Annotated in this window: 18 protein-coding genes and 1 pseudogene; 5 read left to right on the plus strand and 14 right to left on the minus strand. The window is 56.0% G+C overall.

All coding sequences use genetic code 11. The features are described from left to right. Positions 1-53 precede the first annotated feature (53 nt). The 3 genes and pseudogenes from N1078_RS09905 to N1078_RS09915 form a co-directional block, all read left to right on the plus strand. Positions 54-437 (plus strand): disulfide bond formation protein B, encoded by a 384-nt coding sequence (locus N1078_RS09905; RefSeq protein ID WP_274088101.1) that lies wholly within the window; start codon positions 54-56, stop codon positions 435-437. After that, positions 434-1,078 (plus strand): DsbA family protein, encoded by a 645-nt coding sequence (locus N1078_RS09910; protein WP_167143970.1) that lies wholly within the window; start codon positions 434-436, stop codon positions 1,076-1,078. Before N1078_RS09905 ends, N1078_RS09910 begins: the two co-directional genes overlap by 4 nt. A gap of 143 nt (positions 1,079-1,221) precedes the next feature. Further along, a pseudogene (locus N1078_RS09915) lies at positions 1,222-1,478 on the plus strand (HipA domain-containing protein); the annotation flags it as partial. A 38-nt stretch (positions 1,479-1,516) separates the two neighbouring features. On the opposite strand, the gene N1078_RS09920 reads toward N1078_RS09915, so the two are convergent. The 14 genes from N1078_RS09920 to glcD all read right to left on the minus strand — a co-directional run bounded on the left by N1078_RS09920 (position 1,517) and on the right by glcD (position 18,461). Continuing rightward, on the minus strand, positions 1,517-1,972 hold the full coding sequence (locus N1078_RS09920) for a hypothetical protein (RefSeq protein ID WP_167143973.1): 456 nt from the start codon (positions 1,970-1,972) through the stop codon (positions 1,517-1,519). A 2-nt stretch (positions 1,973-1,974) separates the two neighbouring features. Continuing rightward, positions 1,975-4,632 (minus strand): hypothetical protein, encoded by a 2,658-nt coding sequence (locus N1078_RS09925; protein WP_167143976.1) that lies wholly within the window; start codon positions 4,630-4,632, stop codon positions 1,975-1,977. Beyond that, on the minus strand, positions 4,633-6,237 hold the full coding sequence (locus tag N1078_RS09930; RefSeq protein WP_167143979.1) for a site-specific integrase: 1,605 nt from the start codon (positions 6,235-6,237) through the stop codon (positions 4,633-4,635). It abuts the gene before it with no gap. Next, positions 6,238-7,455 carry a tyrosine-type recombinase/integrase gene (locus tag N1078_RS09935; protein ID WP_143003809.1) on the minus strand — a complete coding sequence of 406 codons (1,218 nt, stop codon included), beginning with the start codon at positions 7,453-7,455 and terminating at the stop codon, positions 6,238-6,240. 212 nt (positions 7,456-7,667) lie between these two features. After that, entirely contained in the window at positions 7,668-7,940 is a 273-nt protein-coding gene (locus tag N1078_RS09940) for an HU family DNA-binding protein (RefSeq protein WP_136663630.1), read from the minus strand. 186 nt (positions 7,941-8,126) lie between these two features. Continuing rightward, entirely contained in the window at positions 8,127-9,275 is a 1,149-nt protein-coding gene (locus N1078_RS09945) for an NAD(P)/FAD-dependent oxidoreductase (RefSeq protein WP_274088014.1), read from the minus strand. A 152-nt stretch (positions 9,276-9,427) separates the two neighbouring features. Further along, entirely contained in the window at positions 9,428-9,595 is a 168-nt protein-coding gene (locus tag N1078_RS09950) for a rubredoxin (RefSeq protein ID WP_274088015.1), read from the minus strand. A gap of 182 nt (positions 9,596-9,777) precedes the next feature. Beyond that, positions 9,778-9,945, minus strand: a complete 168-nt coding sequence (locus N1078_RS09955; RefSeq protein WP_090250760.1) for a rubredoxin — start codon at positions 9,943-9,945, stop codon at positions 9,778-9,780. A gap of 149 nt (positions 9,946-10,094) precedes the next feature. Beyond that, complete coding sequence (locus tag N1078_RS09960; RefSeq protein WP_274088016.1) at positions 10,095-11,798, minus strand: L-lactate permease; 1,704 nt, start codon at positions 11,796-11,798, stop codon at positions 10,095-10,097. A 214-nt stretch (positions 11,799-12,012) separates the two neighbouring features. Beyond that, on the minus strand, positions 12,013-14,184 hold the full coding sequence (locus tag N1078_RS09965) for a malate synthase G (RefSeq protein ID WP_274088017.1): 2,172 nt from the start codon (positions 14,182-14,184) through the stop codon (positions 12,013-12,015). A gap of 79 nt (positions 14,185-14,263) precedes the next feature. Beyond that, the gene (locus tag N1078_RS09970) at positions 14,264-14,665 is read right to left on the minus strand and encodes a heme-binding protein (RefSeq protein ID WP_274088018.1); all 402 of its coding nucleotides are present in this window, start codon (positions 14,663-14,665) and stop codon (positions 14,264-14,266) included. Between the two features lie 12 nt (positions 14,666-14,677). After that, positions 14,678-15,895 (minus strand): glycolate oxidase subunit GlcF, encoded by a 1,218-nt coding sequence (gene glcF / locus N1078_RS09975; protein ID WP_274088019.1) that lies wholly within the window; start codon positions 15,893-15,895, stop codon positions 14,678-14,680. Between the two features lie 2 nt (positions 15,896-15,897). Next, complete coding sequence (gene glcE / locus N1078_RS09980) at positions 15,898-16,956, minus strand: glycolate oxidase subunit GlcE (protein WP_274088102.1); 1,059 nt, start codon at positions 16,954-16,956, stop codon at positions 15,898-15,900. 5 nt (positions 16,957-16,961) lie between these two features. Next, positions 16,962-18,461, minus strand: coding sequence for a glycolate oxidase subunit GlcD (gene glcD / locus N1078_RS09985; RefSeq protein WP_274088020.1), 1,500 nt, complete (start codon positions 18,459-18,461; stop codon positions 16,962-16,964). A 258-nt stretch (positions 18,462-18,719) separates the two neighbouring features. Here glcD and glcC point away from each other — a divergent pair, with 258 nt between their 5' ends. Continuing rightward, a complete protein-coding gene (gene glcC / locus N1078_RS09990) occupies positions 18,720-19,493 on the plus strand; it encodes a transcriptional regulator GlcC (RefSeq protein ID WP_274088021.1) in 774 nt (257 codons plus the stop codon). Positions 19,494-19,610: 117 nt separating this feature from the next. Beyond that, the gene (locus N1078_RS09995) at positions 19,611-20,165 is read left to right on the plus strand and encodes a chorismate--pyruvate lyase family protein (RefSeq protein ID WP_274088022.1); all 555 of its coding nucleotides are present in this window, start codon (positions 19,611-19,613) and stop codon (positions 20,163-20,165) included. Positions 20,166-20,254: the final 89 nt, after the last annotated feature.

A 20,254-nucleotide genomic window follows, 5' to 3' on the forward strand; every position in this document is an offset into this window, starting at 1 on the left:
CTTTTGATCGATTTGCCGCTTTCAAAATCGGCGGAGGCTGAAGTTAGCCAGAAATACATGACTACTTCAGACCATCCCTAGCCGCCTTGTTTATCGGTGAAGTCATGGGCAAAACCCCATGCGTGCTGTGCTGGTTCCAGCGCATCTTCATGTTTCCTTTGGGGGTAATGCTGACGGTCGCCTGTTATCGCGCGGACTTCGCCGTTTGGCTTTACGCCTTGCCCCTGGCCGTTATCGGTTGGGCAATCGCCCTGTATCACTCCCTGCTGTTCATGGGCATACTTCCAGAAAACCTCAAGCCGTGTAGCGCCGGAACCTCCTGTTCCGGGGCCGATATGCTGATCTTTGGTAGCGTGCCGCTGCCGCTGCTTTCCCTGGCGGCTTTCACCGCCATCGTCTTGCTTCTTGCCCTGATTCGCCGGAGAACCCTTGTATGAATAGACGTGCCATCGTACTGACCATCAGCGCTGTAACCATTGCCGGCTTTATCGCTGCGGCAGTGCTCTATCAGCGTTTTTCAGCACCTCAGGAGACTCAAGCAGTCACCCAGGCGAGCAGTTCGTTGGTACGTTTCCACTCGCCAACCCTTGGGCCAATCAAGGCGCCGGTCACCATCGTCGAGTTCTTCGACCCATCGTGCGAAAGCTGCCGGGCGTTCTTCCCCTACGTAAAGCAAATCATGGCGCAGTACCCACAGGACGTGCGTCTGGTCGTGCGCTATGTGTTGTTCCACAAAGGTTCAGAAGAGGCCGTGCGCCTGCTGGAGACGGCGCGAATGCAGGGGCTTTACGAGCCTGTGCTAGCAGCCGTGCTGGAGGCCCAGCCGCTGTGGCATGACGACGCGAAAGCGCAGAAGGCCTGGGAAGCCGCAGCAGCAGTTGGCCTGGATGTCGAGAAGGCCCGCGCCACGATGAACTCGCCGGCTATCGACGACATCCTGGCTAAAGACGCAGCGGACGTTAAGAAAGTGGGGATTCAAGGCACGCCAACTTTCTTCGTCAACGGCACGCTGCTGACGAAGTTCGGCCCGGAGCCGCTGCTAGAACTAGTGCAGAGCGAACTGCAAAAAGTACGCTAAACATAGCGACTGGCGCAAACGCTGTGGCTGCGTTATCGAGCACTTTTATGCGAACACTGGAAAACAGGATACCTCCGCCGATTGTGGCCAGTATTTTCGGGTTACTTATGTGGTTGGCAGCCTGCTATGTGCCAGGTCTCGCCTCGAAAACCTCTGGCCTGATCATCAAGGGCGGCCAGGAGGAGTTATCGAGGTTGGCGGTAAACGAGTACCGTTGTATGTCCGCGGCAAGGGCGGCGGGAATTGCGGTGCCGGAACTCTATCTCTCCGCCAACGCCAAGTAGTTAGTTATGCGCCGCATCGACCGAGATGAGAAGCTCAACCCCATCGGTTTCGAGGACAGGGTGGCATTGAGGGGCTGGCCGCGGAGCAAAAGTACAGCAAGAGCTATTTGGCCTTAAATGCCAGTACAAAGCCAGATGATGGCACCCGACTTGGCTAGTGCCCCTTTGATGGCAGCTTGACCACCGAGCCGCCTTTGGCAGGCTTACGAAACACTGGGCTCTCATCTAAGAATTCCGCAGGATCGATATTCTTACGGCGAGCAATCATAGAGGCGTATATGAGTCTTTCGCGCTCCCTATTTAATTGCTTCGTCAACTCCTGGACCTGTGCCTTGAGCACCTCGATCTGGTGATCTCGATCACGATCTCTGGCCGCTTTCAGTGAAACCTCTTGATCGAACTGTTTCTCACCACGAGCATAACTTTTGACAACTTCCTTAATACGTTGAAACTCTTTTTCAAATTCCTTGTTTCGCCAAAGGGTCGGCTTAGATACACCAGACTTATCGGTAATATACTTCCACCCAAAGTTTGAAGGATCTATCAGCTGTCTTTCAAATTGTTGCAATACCGAAAAAGCTTTACCCCATTGCTCAGTAGACGTAGTCACAATCAAGCTACTCCACATTGGAATACACAGTCGCTTGGAACAGAGCCATTGGTCCTAAATGGCTGATAGTCCTTACTCTTTTCAACTTGAATTTCGTTAAGCACCACCTCAGAATTATCTAAAATATAAGAAGCATTTCTAAAAATCGCCATTTGATGTTCGATATGCATTTCAACAGACTCTACCGGGATACCGGGTCTATTCAAGGCTTCAAAAAGCCGCGCCAACTCAATTTCTGATCTATTACGCTCTGACTCGACTTGCTTTATTTGAACTGGATCTAAAAGATCTACAACGAACTCTCTACAGCCTTTTCCTGAATTGCCGGTCAGACACTTCAGATGAAATTCGCAGGGCTTCAAATTAATATCACGAAAACAATGCCCAAGCGGACCGTAATGTACGGTTTGCAGCATATCAGTCAAAAAGGTCTGCACATTCTGGGTCGGAATATCATTGTCAGTCCAAGCCTTGACCTTATTCGCCAGATCACCAATAAAGCGGGACTGCTCAGAGAGCATAAGCTCACCGACTTTCTCAGCACGTTCTTTAGCAGTCTGATGATCGTAATGATCACCTTGACTATCAGATCTTCCCATCCACTTATTCACAATACTTGCAGCCAAGCCCGCCCGAAAAAGTGAATTAGTTTGCCAATGTCGTCCCTTGTGGGTCTGAAACGTACTTACAATCTCTTCATTGGCTACAACACCGTAACGGACAAACGCTGACTGCCCCTGCTTAGCTGGTTTTATCGCATATAGAACAGAAAAATAGCCAAGGATAGATGGAATGTGTTCGTTATACACACCGCCAAGATTGCTTGGGACAACAAATAAATAATCAGAGACTTTTTGATTTATCCCAAATGTAGCCGAACCAATCTCTACTCCATCCGCTAGAAGTTCCTCTTTAATTCCCTGGATTAGTTCTGACTTAACTTTTGTATTAACTGATACAAAAGCATCTACAACGGCACTTTTAATGCTGGCCTGTTCAACCAAGAACCCAGATACGGCAGAATGCTTAACTCTATTGCTTTTCGCGACTGGCCTATAAAAATTGATTCGTTCTTCCGAGACTCTAAGAAACGAGTAGAACCCAGCCGCATTTGCATTAGCAATGTAGGTCATGGTCTTCTGGTTGAACAGCTCTGGATAAAGTTCCTCAGCATCTAATATCGGAATGTAAGCGCGATAATCATACCCACCACTGACAATATTTCTTATTGCGGCAACTGCATCGTCACGACTAAGATATACTATCCTCGCACCATAAAGACACGACTCCCCCGTCAAGACAAAGGCTTCCAAAGAAGCCAGGCTTTGCGACTGCAACCTATCTTTTAGAGCGTGTACATCCTTAGACCGACTTCCTGCAGGTGGTCGTTTATGGAGCACCTCAAAAAACTCAGAATATAAAACAATATTGCGGCGAAACTCTATCAATTGAGCAAGTCGCTGCTTAACATCAGATCCTCGTACATAATAAACGCACTTTACCTTTCCGAGTGATTTTGAAGTTATCTTAAATCCGTTTTTTTTGTAGAATTTAAGGAGTGAAGTAGAGTCGTGCGAATTCGAGGCAAATGGTAAGTACTCACGCAAATTCTTGAGCTCAACAAGTTCTTCATCCGGCAGATACTTCAGGAGGCGCAACTGTCTTTCAGACGCTGAAACATTAGACTCTATTTTCTTAGATAGACAGTTTAGGGTAGACTCAATATGCCGATCAATTGCTTCTGTTCTTCCCTGAAAGCGATAATCGAGAGTCTCGGCATAGGAACCATCTTCAATGCTCAAAGCCCTTTTTCTGTAGGGTTCGCAGATGGCATCAATTCGGAGAACCGCTTCACAGAGGGCGGCTCTCCAGATAGTAGGGACATACCTGGCGATTGGCTCCGCACCTTTTTCTGTCCATACTCGACAATATAACTCACTGTTTATTGTAACTAAGCAGTTCTTAGGTAACCGCAGAACCTCCCCGATTCTTAGGCCTAATCCATATTGAAATGCCTGAGTCAGAACCGACAACATATCCATCTGAGCACGAAAGCTGCCATCCCACTGGTCTTGCACTGCCCACTTCAACGCTATGATTGCTTTGACCAATTCTGGAAGCGGCAGTTTATCTCCAAGGGCAACACGGCCATACTTATCTTTCTCTTGAAGATCCTGCGTACCGATGAGGTCAAAATTGCTAACGGTCAAGGAAGAATTAAAGATGAATCTGATAAAATAATTTAGCGATCTACATGCACTAGCAGGTGATTTATAGCGTGTTTGAATATATTTAAACGTTGTCATGTAGGAAGATTGATCAAGCCCTCTAAGGTTAACAACACCCTGAGCAGCCATATACTTTACCGCAGCCGATAAGTCCATAACGCGACCAGCTGATACCACCTTGTGGTCCGCCCTTCTGTCCCAGAGATAACTTACCAAGAAGACCTTATTAAGTAGCATTAACTCTGCATTAGTTTCTCCGCGAGCCAGCAAATAAACATTATGCCTTCCGTTATATAACCAGGAGAGATCCTCCCACTTTGACCCATTGAAACAACTGAGTTTTGAGAATCTCTCCTCGGCTTTGCTGGCAAGGCGGTTTAGCTTAATCCGAAGCTCCTCATGCAAAATATCCTGTGCCATTATATTTTGCACTCAGACTTCCTTCACATTAATTAGAACCACGTCCTGCCCTTCAGAGTAGGCGATTGCAGCACGGCAACCAGCTATGGCCTGGTCTATAACTGAAACTACATTAGCGGTGCTGACGGTTAGCAAGCGATCTTTTCGCTCTACCAAACCCTCCAAAGCACTTTCATGTGCTACAACATCTTTATTAGGACAAAATCTGTCACACGAATAGCAAGATACCGCCGGCTCCTCGAAGCATATAGATTGAGACGCACACTTTCCTATGACATTGAAATTTCTTGGTTCACATACGTGACTATATATATTATTTACAAGGTCACCTTCTCTCATCCAAGCAGCTGTGAATTGCTTCTGTTCAATGCGACTCAACGTAGCATTTTCTAGAATCTCCCACATTTCATGAGTGAATCTGAAGTAGTGTTTAATGCTATTCGTATCATTGTGATCGAGTAAATCGGCAAGCTCTTCTGGCGAACAACCGGACATTACTGCTTGCGTGCCAACCGTGTAACGAAATCTATATGCACACAAACTGAATTTCTTTCCGGTACGAGGGGAAAATGGCAGCCTATGTTCATTTCCCCAAAGGATATAATTAATTTTGCCACTCGACTTTTGGTAGAGTATGGCCCGCTTTGACTCATCTGAGAAATAGTCACTTGACAACCGCTCTGCATCTTCCCAGTAGTGACTTCCTAAGGTATTTCCGTCTCGTTCTAAATTTATCGATTTTGAGTTAATAAAAAGTGGTAGCTCTGCAGGATCAATACCATCGGGATTTTTTGCAGAATCTATGTAAGACTGAATAAGACTTGCAGTTCTTTCCGTGAGTATTCGAGAGCTGAATTGAACTCGCCGATTGCGCGAATCTTGCTTCACGCGCGGCACGTTAAGATAATACAATCCGCTCCTACTATCTTTAATAAAATCTTTTCTTTTCAATAAAGAAATTTGTATTGGTCTCAACCCAAAACACAAACACAGATCTAACACCAAGCGAAATTCCAACGGAAGTGCCTGGTTATTAACCTGACCTGACAGTACGGAAACTTCCTCTCTAGTAAATGGCCCTCTGGCATCATCCATTACAAATAGAGCTAAATAGGCATTTTCTTTACCTGAATAATTTCGAAGTTTATGGAAATCCTCATACACTTCAAGTGAAAGATCTTCATAGCCGCAAAGCAATAGAAACTTCAAAAATTCCTTACAAGCAGAGATATATGCTGCCTTTTCTTTATTTTCAAGCACAGAAAGACTTTCCAAGAAGTCATTGATATGAACTCCTTTGGACATCTCACGGGCAAACAAATCAAGAAATTTATATTTAATTCTAACAGTTGAAGCGTGATATCTCTCCAAGATATATCTTAGATAACTCCTCGCAATCTCTCTTAACTCAAAATCCAACAGATTAAGATAATGTGATGTAAGATAAACAAACTCACCCGTATCATCCGGCAATTTTATTGCAGATCGAAAGCCACCATACTCATCAAATAATTCGATGTCATAGCCCAATCGACTTTTTACAAAAGTGCCTCCCGGCAAAAAATCTGAAAGTTCATCGTTGCCGGACAACACCCTCTGACTCTGGAGTTCTTTCATTTAATCAACCAGTTGTGGCTTAAGGGCTTCTTGCTGGAGTAGGGCTTGTAACTCGGCTACTTTGGCTTGTATCGATCCTTTAGCATAATGCTCAGGCATATTACTATTCTTAGCCCAACCGCCTGCCGCTTCCTGAATAGGTGCTTTCAAAATCTTACGACTTAAACCACTTTCACCCTTAAACTTTCTATCCAGTGCCTGATTCAAAAGATCATGAAACGTATTGCGAAGGCGATGGGGGCTGAGAAGACCCACAAACTCTGGATATTGTTTTATAAGTTCATTCAGGATTGAATTAGGAGTCTGCACTGAAAGAGGACGCCCATCCCGGTAAGACAGGAAGACATAGCTTGTTGACTGCCAGCCGATGAATTCTTTTCTGACATTCACAATGTAGTGTTCAACTAATGCGGCCAGTTGATCATGCAACACCACCTGCCGACCGAGTGTTTTAACTGAGGGGGACTCAGCGCGAGGATAATCAATCACATCTTTGTTCTTGACGATGTCGTAATACTTTCGCATTCCTGTAAGCTGGAAATTATTCAGCTTCAACAGTAACGTCTCACCTTTACGATTTCCGCCCAACATCAATAGAAGCAGGAGAATATAATTTCTCCATCGCACCTTATAAATCTTCCAAGGATTTAAATTATTGCTCTCATCAGGGTCAATAATAGCAATGAACTTAGCCTGAAGTGCAGGAGTAAGGCCGATCCTGTCTTTTTTATCGCCCCTGTAAGGAGCTTTCATATACAACTTGAAGCCGGCAGTCATCCTCTCATACGAACGCTTAGCAATTTTAAGTTGCTCCAAGTTTCGAGCGCACCGCCCCTCATAGAACAGCCATAGGTAATCTATAAATTTTTTAGCGCCTCGCATGCGGGCACCATACCAATTCGGATTAACCTGCTCGCCGCTCTGTTGAGCAAAGCCGCAATACGATGAGAAAGATTCAATTTCACCGATAGTAAGCGGATTAAGATTTGCGATGCGCTCGATCAAATCTACTTTTTGAATTTCACAGAACCGATATAGGATCAGAATTGAACTCTGATCAACTCGTATGGTATTTGGCTTCGAGCCATTGTCGAATCGTTGCAAAGCATACGCGCCGGCAAATATATCAACCTGGCTACTTTCAGTTACTAACTTTAGTTTTATACCGCCCAATTTATCGAAGACGACGGTAGTGAGCGAAAAGACTGAATTCTTCAAATGAAACACCGCGCTTTTTTCACGAGCACGGAAGCCTATAGACAGGCTAAATGGGCGTCAATAATGAAACGCTACTGCTTCAATGCGGTCACTTTTTCTTTTAAATACTTAATGAAACACTGTTTCGATATTTTCACTTACCCCAGATAGTGCAAAGCCCCGATTCTCGGGGCTTTGCAGAACTTATCCACAGAAAATGAAACACTCTCTGTTTAATTTACAGCATCTTTCAGGGACTTACCCGGTTTGAAAGCGACGGTGTTGCTGGCCTTGATTTGGACCGGTTCACCCGTTTGAGGGTTTTTACCGGTGCGAGCACCGCGGTGGCGTTGCACGAATGTACCGAAGCCCACCAGAGTAACGCTGTCCTTACGGTTCAGGGCGTTGGTGATTTCTTCGAGTACCGCGTTAAGTACACGGTTTGCCTGATCTTTAGTCAGATCCGCCTTATCGGCGATGGCGGCGGCGAGTTCCGGTTTACGCATAAATGCCTCTTTACGGTTTTTTGTTGTTGTGTCCGGGCTGCTCTGCGCGAGCAGATACCAAGGCGCCGCAACAGCTCTAGGCTGCGGCAGACTGAGGGAGAATGGCATGGCATTGGGCCCTGCGCCAGTCTTGTCAGACAGTTAAGCCGCGCAACTTTATGGCATACCCGACAGAACAGCCGCCGTTTATGCCAATAGCGCCGGCAGGCGCTTATTCAAGGCCAATTTGTCCTGAACGGCCGCACCGGTGAGCGCGTAACCCAGCAGTGCGCCGCTGCTGTCATGGCACAGCGCTTTGATGTCCGCGCCACTGCCTTCAACGCTCCACTCGCCTTGCAGGCCGTGCGGTGGCGGCGACACGACCAATGGGCAAACCGGGGTTTTAACCGTTACCGGCATAGGGCCATAGCTCACTGCGCTGGGGTTACCGGCCAAGGTTTGGGCCAACGCACGGGCGCTGACCATCAGCGGCATGACGTAGAGCAGGTTGATCCCATCCACCTCGGCGCAGTCGCCCAAGGCATAGATATTGGCGTGGGAGGTGCGCAATTGGCGATCGACTACCACGCCGCGATTGGTTGCCAGCCCGGCAGCTGCCGCCAGGTTGATGCGTGGTCGTAAGCCCACCGCCGACAACACCAGATCACAGTTGATCAGCGTGCCATCGGACAGCTGCGCTGCCAGCCCATCGCCCTGGTGATTCAGGCTGGCCAGCACGGGGCCAAGGTGAAAGCGCGCGCCCAATCCCTCCAACCCGGCTTGCACGGCGGCGGCAGCAGCCGGATGCAGCAAACCGGGCATGACCTGCTCGCAGGGCGCCACCAGCTCAACCTGATAGCCGCCTAGGATCAGGTCATTGGCAAACTCGCAGCCGATCAGCCCGGCACCCAGCAGCAGCACCCGTTGCTTGCCGGCCGCAGCCGTGCGAAAGCGCGCGTAATCTTCCAAGTCATTGATCGAGAAGATCGAGTCATCAGCATCACCGGGCACCGGCACGCGAATCACCTCGGCGCCCAAGGCCAGCACCAGGTCGCGGTACGGTACGGCCTCTTCACCAATCCACAGCTGCTGGTGGCCGGGGTCGATCCCGCTGATGCGGGTGTGGGTGCGCACTTCCGCCTTGAGCTGCTCGGCCATGGCGCCCGGCTCAGCCATGCTCAGGCCATCGGCGTCCTTGTTTTTGGCAAAGCCGGTGGACAGCATCGGTTTGGAATACGAGCGGCCATCATCGGCAGTGATCAGCAGCAGCGGGGTTTCGCTGTCCAGCTTGCGAAATTCACGGGCCAGGTTGTAGCCGGCCAGGCCGGTACCGACGATGACGACAGGTGCGCTCATGTTGCATTCCTCACACGGGCCGGCGCAGGGCGGCGGCCATAATTGATTTTCGGACGTGCCGATCAAACTCTGCTCATGATCTGGCGAGCGAGAGTCCTGCAAGTTCGTTGTTAAGGCCGCGGGCTGACGCGCCGCGGATCATGCACGGGCTATCAGGCGATTTCGATCATCTCGAAATCCTGCTTGCCGACGCCGCAATCGGGGCACAGCCAATCGGCGGGAATATCTTCCCAGGCGGTGCCAGGGGCGATGCCTTCTGCGGGTAAACCGAGGGCTTCGTCATAGATAAAACCGCACACCACACACTGCCACTTACGCATAACCACCTCGCCGCTCATCCAGCTCGTTCGGGGTAATCAGTATGGGCACTCACTAAACAAAACGGCGACCCTTAGGTCGCCGACGCGCAGCCTTAACTTAGAACCTGCTTCAGATTTCGCGAACCCGCGCGAGGCCATTCCTAACGCTGCAGCGCCGACGCGCATCAGATCGGAGAGGGCTCTTAGCCGATTTCGATCATTTCAAAATCCAGCTTACCGACGCCGCAGTCAGGGCACAGCCAGTCTTCGGGGACATCCTGCCACAACGTACCGGCGGCGATGCCGTCATCCGGCCAACCCTGGCTCTCGTCGTAAATCAGTCCACAGACCACACATTGCCACTTCTTCATAACTACCTCAGGAGATCACACGGCTATCGCGCTGCGGAAACTACCGTATATACGCAGGTGCGCCAAGCCGCAGGACGAGAAAGGCCGCCTCGTGGGCGGCCAATCAAAATAAGCGTCTGCCCGCCACATGACGGGCAGAACATGGGGTATTAACCCGCCGCGTGCATCAGCGGATCACCAATCCCCATGCCGTACATGGCAATCATGGTGATGCTACCAGCCGCTACGAGGTAGTAGAGGGTCGGCAGAATGGTTTTGCGCAGGGTGATCCCTTCGCGACCCAGCAGACCCACAGTGGCCGAAGCCGCTACCACGTTGTGAATGGCAATCATGTTACCTGCCGCCGCACCCACCGACTGCGCGGCCACCATCATCGCGCCCGAAACCCCAAGCAAGCCTGCCGCGTTGAACTGGAACTGCGACAGCATCAGGTTGGACACGGTGTTGGAGCCGGCGATAAAGGCACCCAAGGCACCCACAGCCGGCGCGAAGAACGGATAAACCCCGCCCACGCTGTCTGCCACCAGCTGCGCCATAGCCACTGGCATGGACACCAGGTCCGCACCGTTGACGCCGGAGTTGATCAGAATCCGCACCATCGGAATGGTGAAGATCAGCACGAAGCCCGCGCCCAGCAAGGTACGGCTCGACTCATTGATCGCAGCACCCAGCTCGGACAGACGCATGCGGTGCAGCAGTGCGGTCACCAGCACCACCATGCACAGGATGCCGCCCGGCAGGTACAACGGCTCAAGTTTGCCGGAAATACCCGTCTCACCGAGGATGTCGATCCAGCCGATGCTGACCGACAGCAGGGCCGCCTTCAGCTCAGGGAAGACCCGCGACGCCACCAGGAAGATCGCCAGCAGCACGTAAGGTGCCCAGGCCATGCGCACGGAGATCGGCGTTTTACCGGCGATGTCTTCGAGCTTCATCTCGATCTTGCCCATCCACTCGGCTGGCCACTCGCTGGCCGGCGCAAAGTCCCAGGCGGTCTTAGGCAGCAGGAAGCCTGCCTTGGCGGCAGGGATGACAATCGCCAGGCCGACCATCGCACCGATCATCGACGGGAATTCCGGACCGAGGAAGACGCCGGCGGCGATGTAAGGAATGACGAAAGCCAAGCCAGTGAAAATGGCAAACGGGGCCATTTCCAAGCCTTCTTTCCACGACTGATTCTTGCCGAAGAAGCGCGTCATGATCGACAGCATGATCAGTGGCATAAAGATGCCGATCAAACCGTGAGTAATCGCCACGCGCGAGAAGATCAGGTGGAAGAACACCTCCCAGCTACTGCCCACTGTGGCCAGTTGCGCACTCATACCGGCCTGATCCAGACCGCCGGCAACGCCGACCAGGATCGGTGTACCCACCGCGCCGAAAGACACCGGCGTGGATTGCACCATCATGCCCAGTACCACTGCCGCCAGCGCTGGGAACCCCAAGGCCACCAACAGTGGCGCCGCAACGGCAGCCGGCGTACCAAAGCCCGAGGCGCCCTCGATAAAGCAGCCGAACAACCAGGCCACGATCAGCGCCTGGACCCGACGGTCCGGGGTGATGGTAGCGAAGCCACGACGGATGGCGGCAATGCCACCGGAATGTTTAAGGGTGTTGAGCAACAGGATCGCGCCGAAGATGATCCAGAGGATCGCGGCGGTGAGAATCAGGCCTTGCAGGCTGGACGCCAGCACCCGATTGAAGGACATATCCCAGGCCGTCAGGCCAATGATTGCGGTGAGCAGAAAGACCACCGGCATGGCGTACTTGGCTGGCCAGCGAAAGCCGATCAGCAGCACACCCGCCAGCACCAAAGGCACAAAGGCCAGTATCGACAGCAGTGTTTGACTCATGTGTTGGTTCCTATTTTTTATTGTGAACCAGAATATCCCGGGAAGACCCGGCGCCACGCACGTAGACCTGCCGAGTTGGTCGAGCAACACTCAGCCAACCCTAAGCAGCCCCCCTGATGCCGGTACGCAGTAACTCGTACCTGCATCAATGCTCAATCGCCCCGGCAGGTTGAGCCTGACGGGGCGGTTTATTAATCGAGTCTAGCCAGCCCTCTTATTGCTTGAAACGCAGACGCCACGCATGCAGCAGTGGTTCGGTGTAGCCACTCGGCTGCTCACGCCCTTTGAATACCAAATCACTGGCGGCCTGGAAGGCTGCAGACTGAGCATAGTTGGTTGCCATCGGCCGGTAAGCCGCATCGCCGCTATTCTGCTGATCGACCACCTTGGCCATCCGCGCCAGACTCTCACGCACCTGAGCCTCGTCGATAACCCCATGGTGCAACCAGTTGGCAATGTGCTGGCTGGAGATGCGCAGCGTCGCACGGTCTTCCATCAGGCCCACGTTGTGAATATCCGGCACTTTGGAGCAACCCACGCCCTGCTCCACCCAACGCACCACATAACCGAGGATGCCCTGGCAGTTGTTGTCCAGCTCTTCCTGAATCTCGCTGGCGCTCCAGTTACGCTCGGCGGCCACCGGCACGCTGAGTAGATCATTCAGCAGGCTGTCACGCTGGCTGTTGAGGTCGATGGCTTCCAGTTCACGCTGCACCGCTTGTACATCCACCTGGTGGTAGTGCATGGCATGCAGGGTGGCGGCTGTCGGCGACGGTACCCAGGCGGTGTTGGCACCGGCTTTGGGGTGGCCGATCTTCTGCTCCAGCATGGCGGCCATTAGGTCCGGCATGGCCCACATGCCCTTACCGATCTGTGCACGGCCACGCAGGCCGCAGCTCAAACCCACCAGCACGTTGTTGCGCTCATAGGCCTGAATCCAGGCGCTGTTTTTCATGTCGCCCTTGCGCAACATGGCGCCCGCTTCCATCGCGGTGTGCATCTCGTCACCGGTACGGTCGAGGAAGCCGGTGTTGATAAACGCGACCCGCGCGCTGGCAGCGCCGATGCAGGCTTTAAGGTTGATACTGGTGCGCCGCTCTTCGTCCATGATGCCCATTTTCAGGGTGTGACGCGGCAGCTGCAGCAGGTCTTCAATACGCCCGAACAGCTGATCGGCAAAGGCCACTTCGGCCGGGCCGTGCATCTTCGGCTTAACGATGTAGACGCTGCCGGTACGCGAGTTGCCCTTACGCTGCAGGTCATGCAGCGCGCACAGGCTGGTCATCACGCCATCGAGAATGCCCTCGGGGATCTCGTTACCCTCGCCATCGAGAATCGCCGGGTTGCTCATCAGGTGGCCGACGTTACGCACGAACAGCAACGAACGACCGTGCAGCGTCAACTCGCCACCATCGGCGGCGGTGTAGGTGCGGTCCGGGTTGAGGCGACGGACGATGCGCTTGCCGCCCTTCTCCAATTCTTCGCTGAGGTCGCCCTTCATCAGGCCGAGCCAGTTGCGGTAAATCACCACCTTATCGTCGGCGTCGACCGCTGCCACGGAGTCTTCACAGTCGAGAATGGTCGACAGCGCCGACTCGATCAGCAGGTCTTTGACCCCTGCGGCGTCGGTGGCGCCAATCTGGCTGCTGGCATCGATCTGGATTTCCACATGCAGGCCGTTGTTCTTCAGCAACACGGCGGTCGGCGCGCTGGCCTCGCCCTGATAGCCGATAAACTTAGCAGCCTGGGCCAGGCCCGTTTGGCTACCGTCTTTCAGGCTGACGTGCAGCTGACCAGCAACCACTTGATAGCCGGTCGAGTCGACGTGCGAGCCCTTGGCCAACGGCGCAGCCTGATCGAGGAAGGCACGGGCAAAGGCAATCACCTTGTCACCACGCACCTGGTTGTAGCCTGAGCCCTTCTGCGCGCCGCCGTCTTCGCTGATCGCATCGGTGCCGTACAGGGCGTCATACAGCGAACCCCAGCGCGCGTTGGCGGCGTTCAGCGCGTAGCGGGCATTCATTACCGGCACCACCAGCTGCGGGCCGGCCTGGCTGCTGATCTCGCTGTCGACGTTGGCGGTGCTGGCTTGCACGCTGTCGGGTTGCGGCAACAGGTAGCCGATGGATTCGAGGAAGGTGCGATACGCCGGCATGTCGCTAATCGGCCCTGGATGCTCGCGGTGCCAGGTGTCCAGCTGGACTTGCAGGGCATCACGCTCGGCCAGCAGTGCACGGTTCTTCGGCGCCAGGTCATGTACCAGGGCGTCGAAACCCGCCCAGAACGCCTCGCGCTCAATACCGCTGCCCGGCAGCACTTCCTCGTCGACAAAACGTTGCAGATTGGTGGCCACTTGCAGGCGCTGGCAGTTCACGCGATCGGTCATTTTCCCACTCTCCAAAAATCAGTACAGGTGAGGCGCTAGGCGCCTGGCGGCTCACTGAGGAACCGCCTCGCGAGGCGAATCAGCTCAGTGCGGCAACGCCGGCTTTGGCCACTTGTGCATCCTGGTCAGCCTTGACCCCAGACACACCGATTGCGCCAACCACTTGGCCGTCAACAATCACCGGCACGCCGCCTTCCAGCGAGGTCACCAGTGGTGCGGACAGAAAAGCCGTGCGCCCGCCATTGACCATGTCTTCAAAGCCCTTGGTCTCACGACGACCGAGGGCGGCGCTGCGGGCTTTTTCGCTGGCAATGTAGGCACCAATCGGCGCGCAACCATCGAGGCGCTCCAGGGCCAGCGGGTGACCGCCGTCATCGACCACGCTGATGGTCACGGCCCACTGGTTCTTCTCGGCCTCGCTGCGGGCAGCAGCGAGCATGCGGCTGACTTCGGTTTGGCTCAATATAGCTTTGCTAAGCATGCTGTTCTCCAATTAATTCAGGGCTTCTTCGACGAGTTCGATCCAGTGCCGCACAGGCGTGCGACCGGCGCCGTCGAGGTGGGTTTGGCAGCCGATGTTGGCGGTGACGATCACCTCCGGCTTGCCGCTTTCCAGGGCATTTAATTTGTTGTCACGCAGCTGCTTGGACAGCTCCGGCTGGGTCAGCGAGTAGCTGCCGGCAGAACCGCAGCACAGGTGGCTGTCGGGCACGGCCGTCAAGTTGAAGCCCAGGCGCGCGAGCACGCCCTCGACCGCACCGCCGAGCTTCTGCGCATGCTGCAGCGTGCAGGGGCAATGGAAGGCCAAACGCTTGTCAGCCTGCACATTGAGCTGTTCCAGGGGCTCGGCGCTGAAGACCTCAATCAGGTCCTTGGCCAGTTCACTGACGCGCTGGGCCTTCTCGGCATAGGCCGGATCCTGCGCCAGCAGGTGCCCATAATCCTTGACGAAGGCACCGCAACCGCTGGCCGTTTGCACGATGGCCTCGGCGCCCTGCTCGATGGCAGGCCACCAGGCGTCGATGTTCTGTCGGGCACGTTGCAGCCCCTGCTCTTGGGCATTCAAGTGGTAGTCCACCGCGCCGCAGCAACCGGCTTCATTGATCGGCGTAACGCTAATGCCCAAGCGATCCAGCACCCGCGCCGTGGCGGCATTGGTGTTGGGCGCCAGGCCAGGCTGTACGCAGCCTTCGAGCATCAGCACACGGCGCTCATGGCGCGGCGCAGGGCGTGGCTTCGCGGCATTTACGATGCGCGGCAGCTTGCTCTTGAGACTCGCCGGCAACATCGGACGGAACACCTGGCCGATCTGCACCAGCCCCTTGAACAGAGCCGCGTTCGGCACCACGGCGCGCAAGCTTTCACGCAGCGCGCGCTGGGCCAACGGGCGCGGTACGGCGGCATCCACCACGGCGCGGCCGATATCCAGCAGGTTGTGGTACTGCACACCCGACGGGCAGGTGGTTTCACAGTTACGGCAGGTCAGGCAGCGGTCCAGGTGCAGCTGGGTCTTGGCGGTAACTTCGTTGCCTTCCAGCACTTGCTTGATCAAGTAGATGCGCCCGCGCGGGCCGTCCAGCTCATCACCAAGCAATTGGTAAGTCGGGCAGGTGGCGTTGCAGAAACCACAATGCACGCAGCTGCGCAGGATGCGTTCGGCTTCCTCGGCGCGCGGCAGACTTTTGGCGTGTTCACTCAGATTAGTCTGCACGGCTATACCTCGGCATACATGCGGCCAGGATTGAAAATGCCCTGGGGGTCGAGCTGGGTTTTCAGCTGGCGGTGGTAGCGCAGCAACGGCGCGGCCAGCGGCTGGAAGGGGCTGTCGCAGTGACCGGCGGTAAAGCAGGTGGCATGGCCACCGACTGCGGCGACGGTCTGGCGGATCAGCGCCGCATCAGCATCGGATTTCAGCCAGCGCTGTGCGCCGCCCCAATCGATCAACTGCTCGCCAGGCAACGTCAGCACGCCAGTGCTGCTCGGCACCGACAACCGCCACAGCGGCCGTGGATCGGCGAAGAAGCTCAAACGCTGCTCGCGCAGGCCGGCCCAGTAAGCGCTGTCGAGCAGCTCACCACCCAGGCGTTCACGCGCGGCGGCGACTGAGCCTTCCCCGCCTTCCAGGCGCAGATGCAGCGCCCGGCCGTCGTGGCTGGCGGCACTCAGCGGAATCGGCTGCTGGCCCCACTCAGCGAGTTTTTGCAGGGCCAAGGCGGCGTCCATGTCCAGGCGCAGGCTGAGGCACTGGCGCGGCTTGGGCAGCACCTTGAGCGATACTTCGGTGATCACCCCCAGGCAGCCGAAGCTGCCGGCGAGCAAGCGCGACAGGTCGTAGCCGGCGACGTTCTTCATCACCTCGCCACCAAAGCGCAGGTGTTTGCCCATGCCGGTGATCAGGCGCGCACCCAGCACCAGGTCGCGTACCGCGCCGGACCAGGGCCGACGTGGCCCCGACAGGCCGGCGGCAACCATGCCGCCCAGGGTCGCCGCACCGCCGAATTGCGCAGGCTCACAGGTGAGCATCTGCCCGGCCTCGTCGAGTGCTGCTTCCAACTCAGCCAGCGGTGTGCCGGCGCGCGCGGTGATCACCAGCTCGGTCGGGTCGTAGCTGACGATGCCACGGTGGACGCGGGTATCGAGCACTTCGCCCTCAACCTTACGGCCGAGAAACGCCTTGCTGTTGCCGCCCTGAATGCGCAGTGCAGTCGAGCTGTTGAGGCTGTGATTGACTTGTTCCAGCAGCGCCGCACTGGCATCTGCGTCATGCCGCATAACCATTAAAAACGCTCCAGTTCAGGGAAAGGCAACTTGCCGTGGTGCACGTGCATGGAACCGAATTCGGCGCAGCGGTGCAGGGTCGGAATGTTCTTACCGGGGTTGAGCAGGCCGCGTGGATCAAAGGCCGCTTTCACCGCGTGGAACAACGTCAGCTCGTCACTGTTGAACTGGGAGCACATCTGGTTGATCTTCTCGCGGCCCACGCCGTGCTCGCCGGTGATGCTGCCGCCGACCTTGACGCAGAGTTCGAGAATCTTGCCGCCCAAGGTCTCGGCGCGCTCTAGCTCGCCGGGCTGGTTGGCATCAAACAGGATCAGTGGGTGCATGTTACCGTCACCGGCATGGAACACGTTGGCCACCCGCAGACCGAACTCTTCAGAGAGGTCGCTGATGCCCTTGAGCACACCCGGCAGCTCGCGGCGCGGGATGGTGCCATCCATGCAGTAGTAGTCCGGCGACAGGCGTCCCACCGCGGGGAAGGCGTTCTTGCGCCCGGCCCAGAATCGGATGCGCTCCGCCTCGTCGCGGGCCAGGCGCACTTCGGTGGCGCCGGCCTGGGTCAGCACAGCTTCAACGCGCACGCACTCGTCATGCACATCGGCTTCCACGCCATCCAGCTCACACAGCAGAATGGCCTCGGCCTCTACCGGGTAGCCGGCGTGGATAAAGTCTTCAGCGGCGCGAATCGCCAGGTTGTCCATCATTTCCAGGCCGCCGGGGATGATCCCTGCCGCGATGATTTCACCCACCGCGCGACCGGCTTTCTCCACCGAGTCGAAGCTGGCGAGCAACACTTTGGCCACCTGCGGCTTGGGCAGCAGCTTGACCGTCACCTCGGTGATGATGCCGAGCATGCCTTCGGAGCCGGTGAACAGCGCGAGCAGGTCGAAACCCGGTGAATCCAGGGCATCGCTGCCCAGGGTCATGCGCTCACCCTCGACGGTGAGAATCTCCACCTTGAGCAGGTTGTGCACGGTCAGGCCGTATTTAAGGCAGTGCACACCCCCCGCGTTCTCGGCGACGTTGCCGCCGATCGAGCAGGCGATTTGCGAGGACGGGTCCGGTGCGTAGTAGAGGTCATACGGCGCGGCGGCCTGGGAGATGGCCAGGTTGCGCACACCAGGCTGGACACGGGCAAAACGCCCCTCGGGATTCACTTCGAGGATGTGCTTGAAGCGCGCCATCACCAGCAGAATGCCTTGCGACAGCGGCAACGCACCGCCCGACAGACCGGTGCCCGCACCGCGTGCAACCACGGGTACATTGCGTTGGTAGCAGAGTTTGAGCAGCTGCTCGACCTGCTCAATGCGCTCAGGCAAGACCACCAGCATCGGCGTGGTGGTATAGGCCGAAAGGCCATCGCATTCGTAGGGTTTGAGGTCTTCTGCGATGTGCAGCACCTCCATATCGGGGAGCTGCTCACGCAATGCAGCCAGCAAAGCTGGCTTATCGACGTTGGGCAGCGGCCCATCGACGCGCTCGTCGTACAGAATACTCATGGCAGGCGTTCTCGCGTGACGTTGTCTTTTGTTTGCGCGCAGCACCGGTAGCGACCCGGTCTGCTTGTTGTGCACTAGTTGTAGAGGCCTGCACGCCCAACGTCTATCGTTCAACACGCTGGTATGACCAGTTTCTTAAGTTCGCAGCCGAGCTAAAACTGCCTAATAGGCTTACATATAGGGCGCTTTACACCTATATTGAGACGCACAGGGTTGACCCGAACCAACTGGTACTACCAGTTACTAGAGGCGCTTAGCATGCTCGAAAAGACACCTGATATTCGCCGCCAGGTCAGTGATGTGGTCGCTGAACGCATCGAGCGGTTGATCGTCGATGGCGTGCTCAAGGTCGGCCAAGCGCTGCCTTCGGAGCGCCGCCTGTGCGAGAAACTGGGGATCTCCCGTTCCGCCCTGCGCGAAGGGCTCAAGGTGCTGCGCGGTCGCGGCATCATCGAGACCGCGCAGGGCCGCGACTCGCGGGTGGCCACGCTAAACGGCCCCCGCGACGCCAGCCCGCTGATGCACCTGTTCAACTCACAGCCGCGTACCCTCTTCGACCTGCTTGAAGTGCGCGCCCTGCTCGAAGCCGAGTCGGCGCGACTGGCCGCCTTGCGCGGCACCGAGGCGGATTTCGTCCTGCTCACCCGGCGCTATGAAGAAATGCTCGCCGCCCACAGCCAGGCCGTGCCGGTCGATCCGCGCGAGCATGCGCGCCTCGACCACGCCTTCCACCTGGCGGTTTGCGAGGCGTCACACAACCCGGTGTTGCTGCACACGCTGCAATCGTTGACCGACTTGATGCTCAGCACGGTGTTTGCCTCGGTTAACAACCTCTACCACCGGCCCATGCAGAAACGCCAAATCGACCGCCAGCACACACGGCTCTACCAGGCGGTGATCGAGCGTCTGCCCGAACAAGCGCAGCGCGCGGCACGCGAGCACATTCACAGCATTCGCGACAACCTCAAGGAGATTGAAGAAGAAGAACAACGCCTGGTTCGAGCGACCATGCGCCTTGAAGGCTGGGCGTAGGAGCCGGCTCCAACAACCCCGCCAGCGCCATCAAGCCAAGCCGCTGATGACGGCCCTCTGGATGATCACTGGCATTTGCTACACTCGCGCGCTTTGATTTGTGGTGACTTCCCTACCGTGCCCGATGCCTCTCTCGCTTTTCCGCCGCACTGGCTCACCGCCAGCCAATTGCAACCGACCCCGGCGGCGGGCGTTTACGGCTGGCTGTTCGTCAACCAGGACTCACTCACCCAGCGCCTGGTCGAACTGTCGGCCAAACACTTCAGCGTCTTGCCGCTGAACGAAGGCTGGCAGACCCTGCGCAGTGATGAATGCGCCGCCTTGAATGTTGCAGAAGGCAGCCAAGGCTGGGTGCGCGAGGTGTTTCTGCGCGGCCACCAACAGCCGTGGGTGTTTGCCCGCAGCGTGGCCGCGCGCCGCGCGCTGGAAGATTCCGGGATGGGCCTCGACCAGCTTGGCAGCCGCTCCCTCGGCGAGTTGCTGTTCAGCGACCGCGCCTTCGCCCGCGGACCGCTGCAAGCCTGCCACTACCCGGCCGCCTGGTTGCCGCAGCAGGTGCGCGAAGAAAACCTATGGGCGCGCCGCTCGTGCTTTAGCCGTGGCGCGCTGAACGTGCTGGTGGCCGAGGTGTTCTTGCCGGCCTTCTGGGCGGCAGCAGCCATCGAGCCGTAGGATCGATGGGGCCGCCTAGGTCGGGCCGCAGGCGTAAACTATCAATAAACAGCGTCAGCCCTCCTACAGCTCAACCCTGGCCCCATCCC

This window comes from Pseudomonas sp. MIL19 (assembly GCF_028680365.1).
Taxonomy (GTDB): Bacteria; Pseudomonadota; Gammaproteobacteria; order Pseudomonadales; family Pseudomonadaceae; genus Aquipseudomonas; species Aquipseudomonas spirodelae.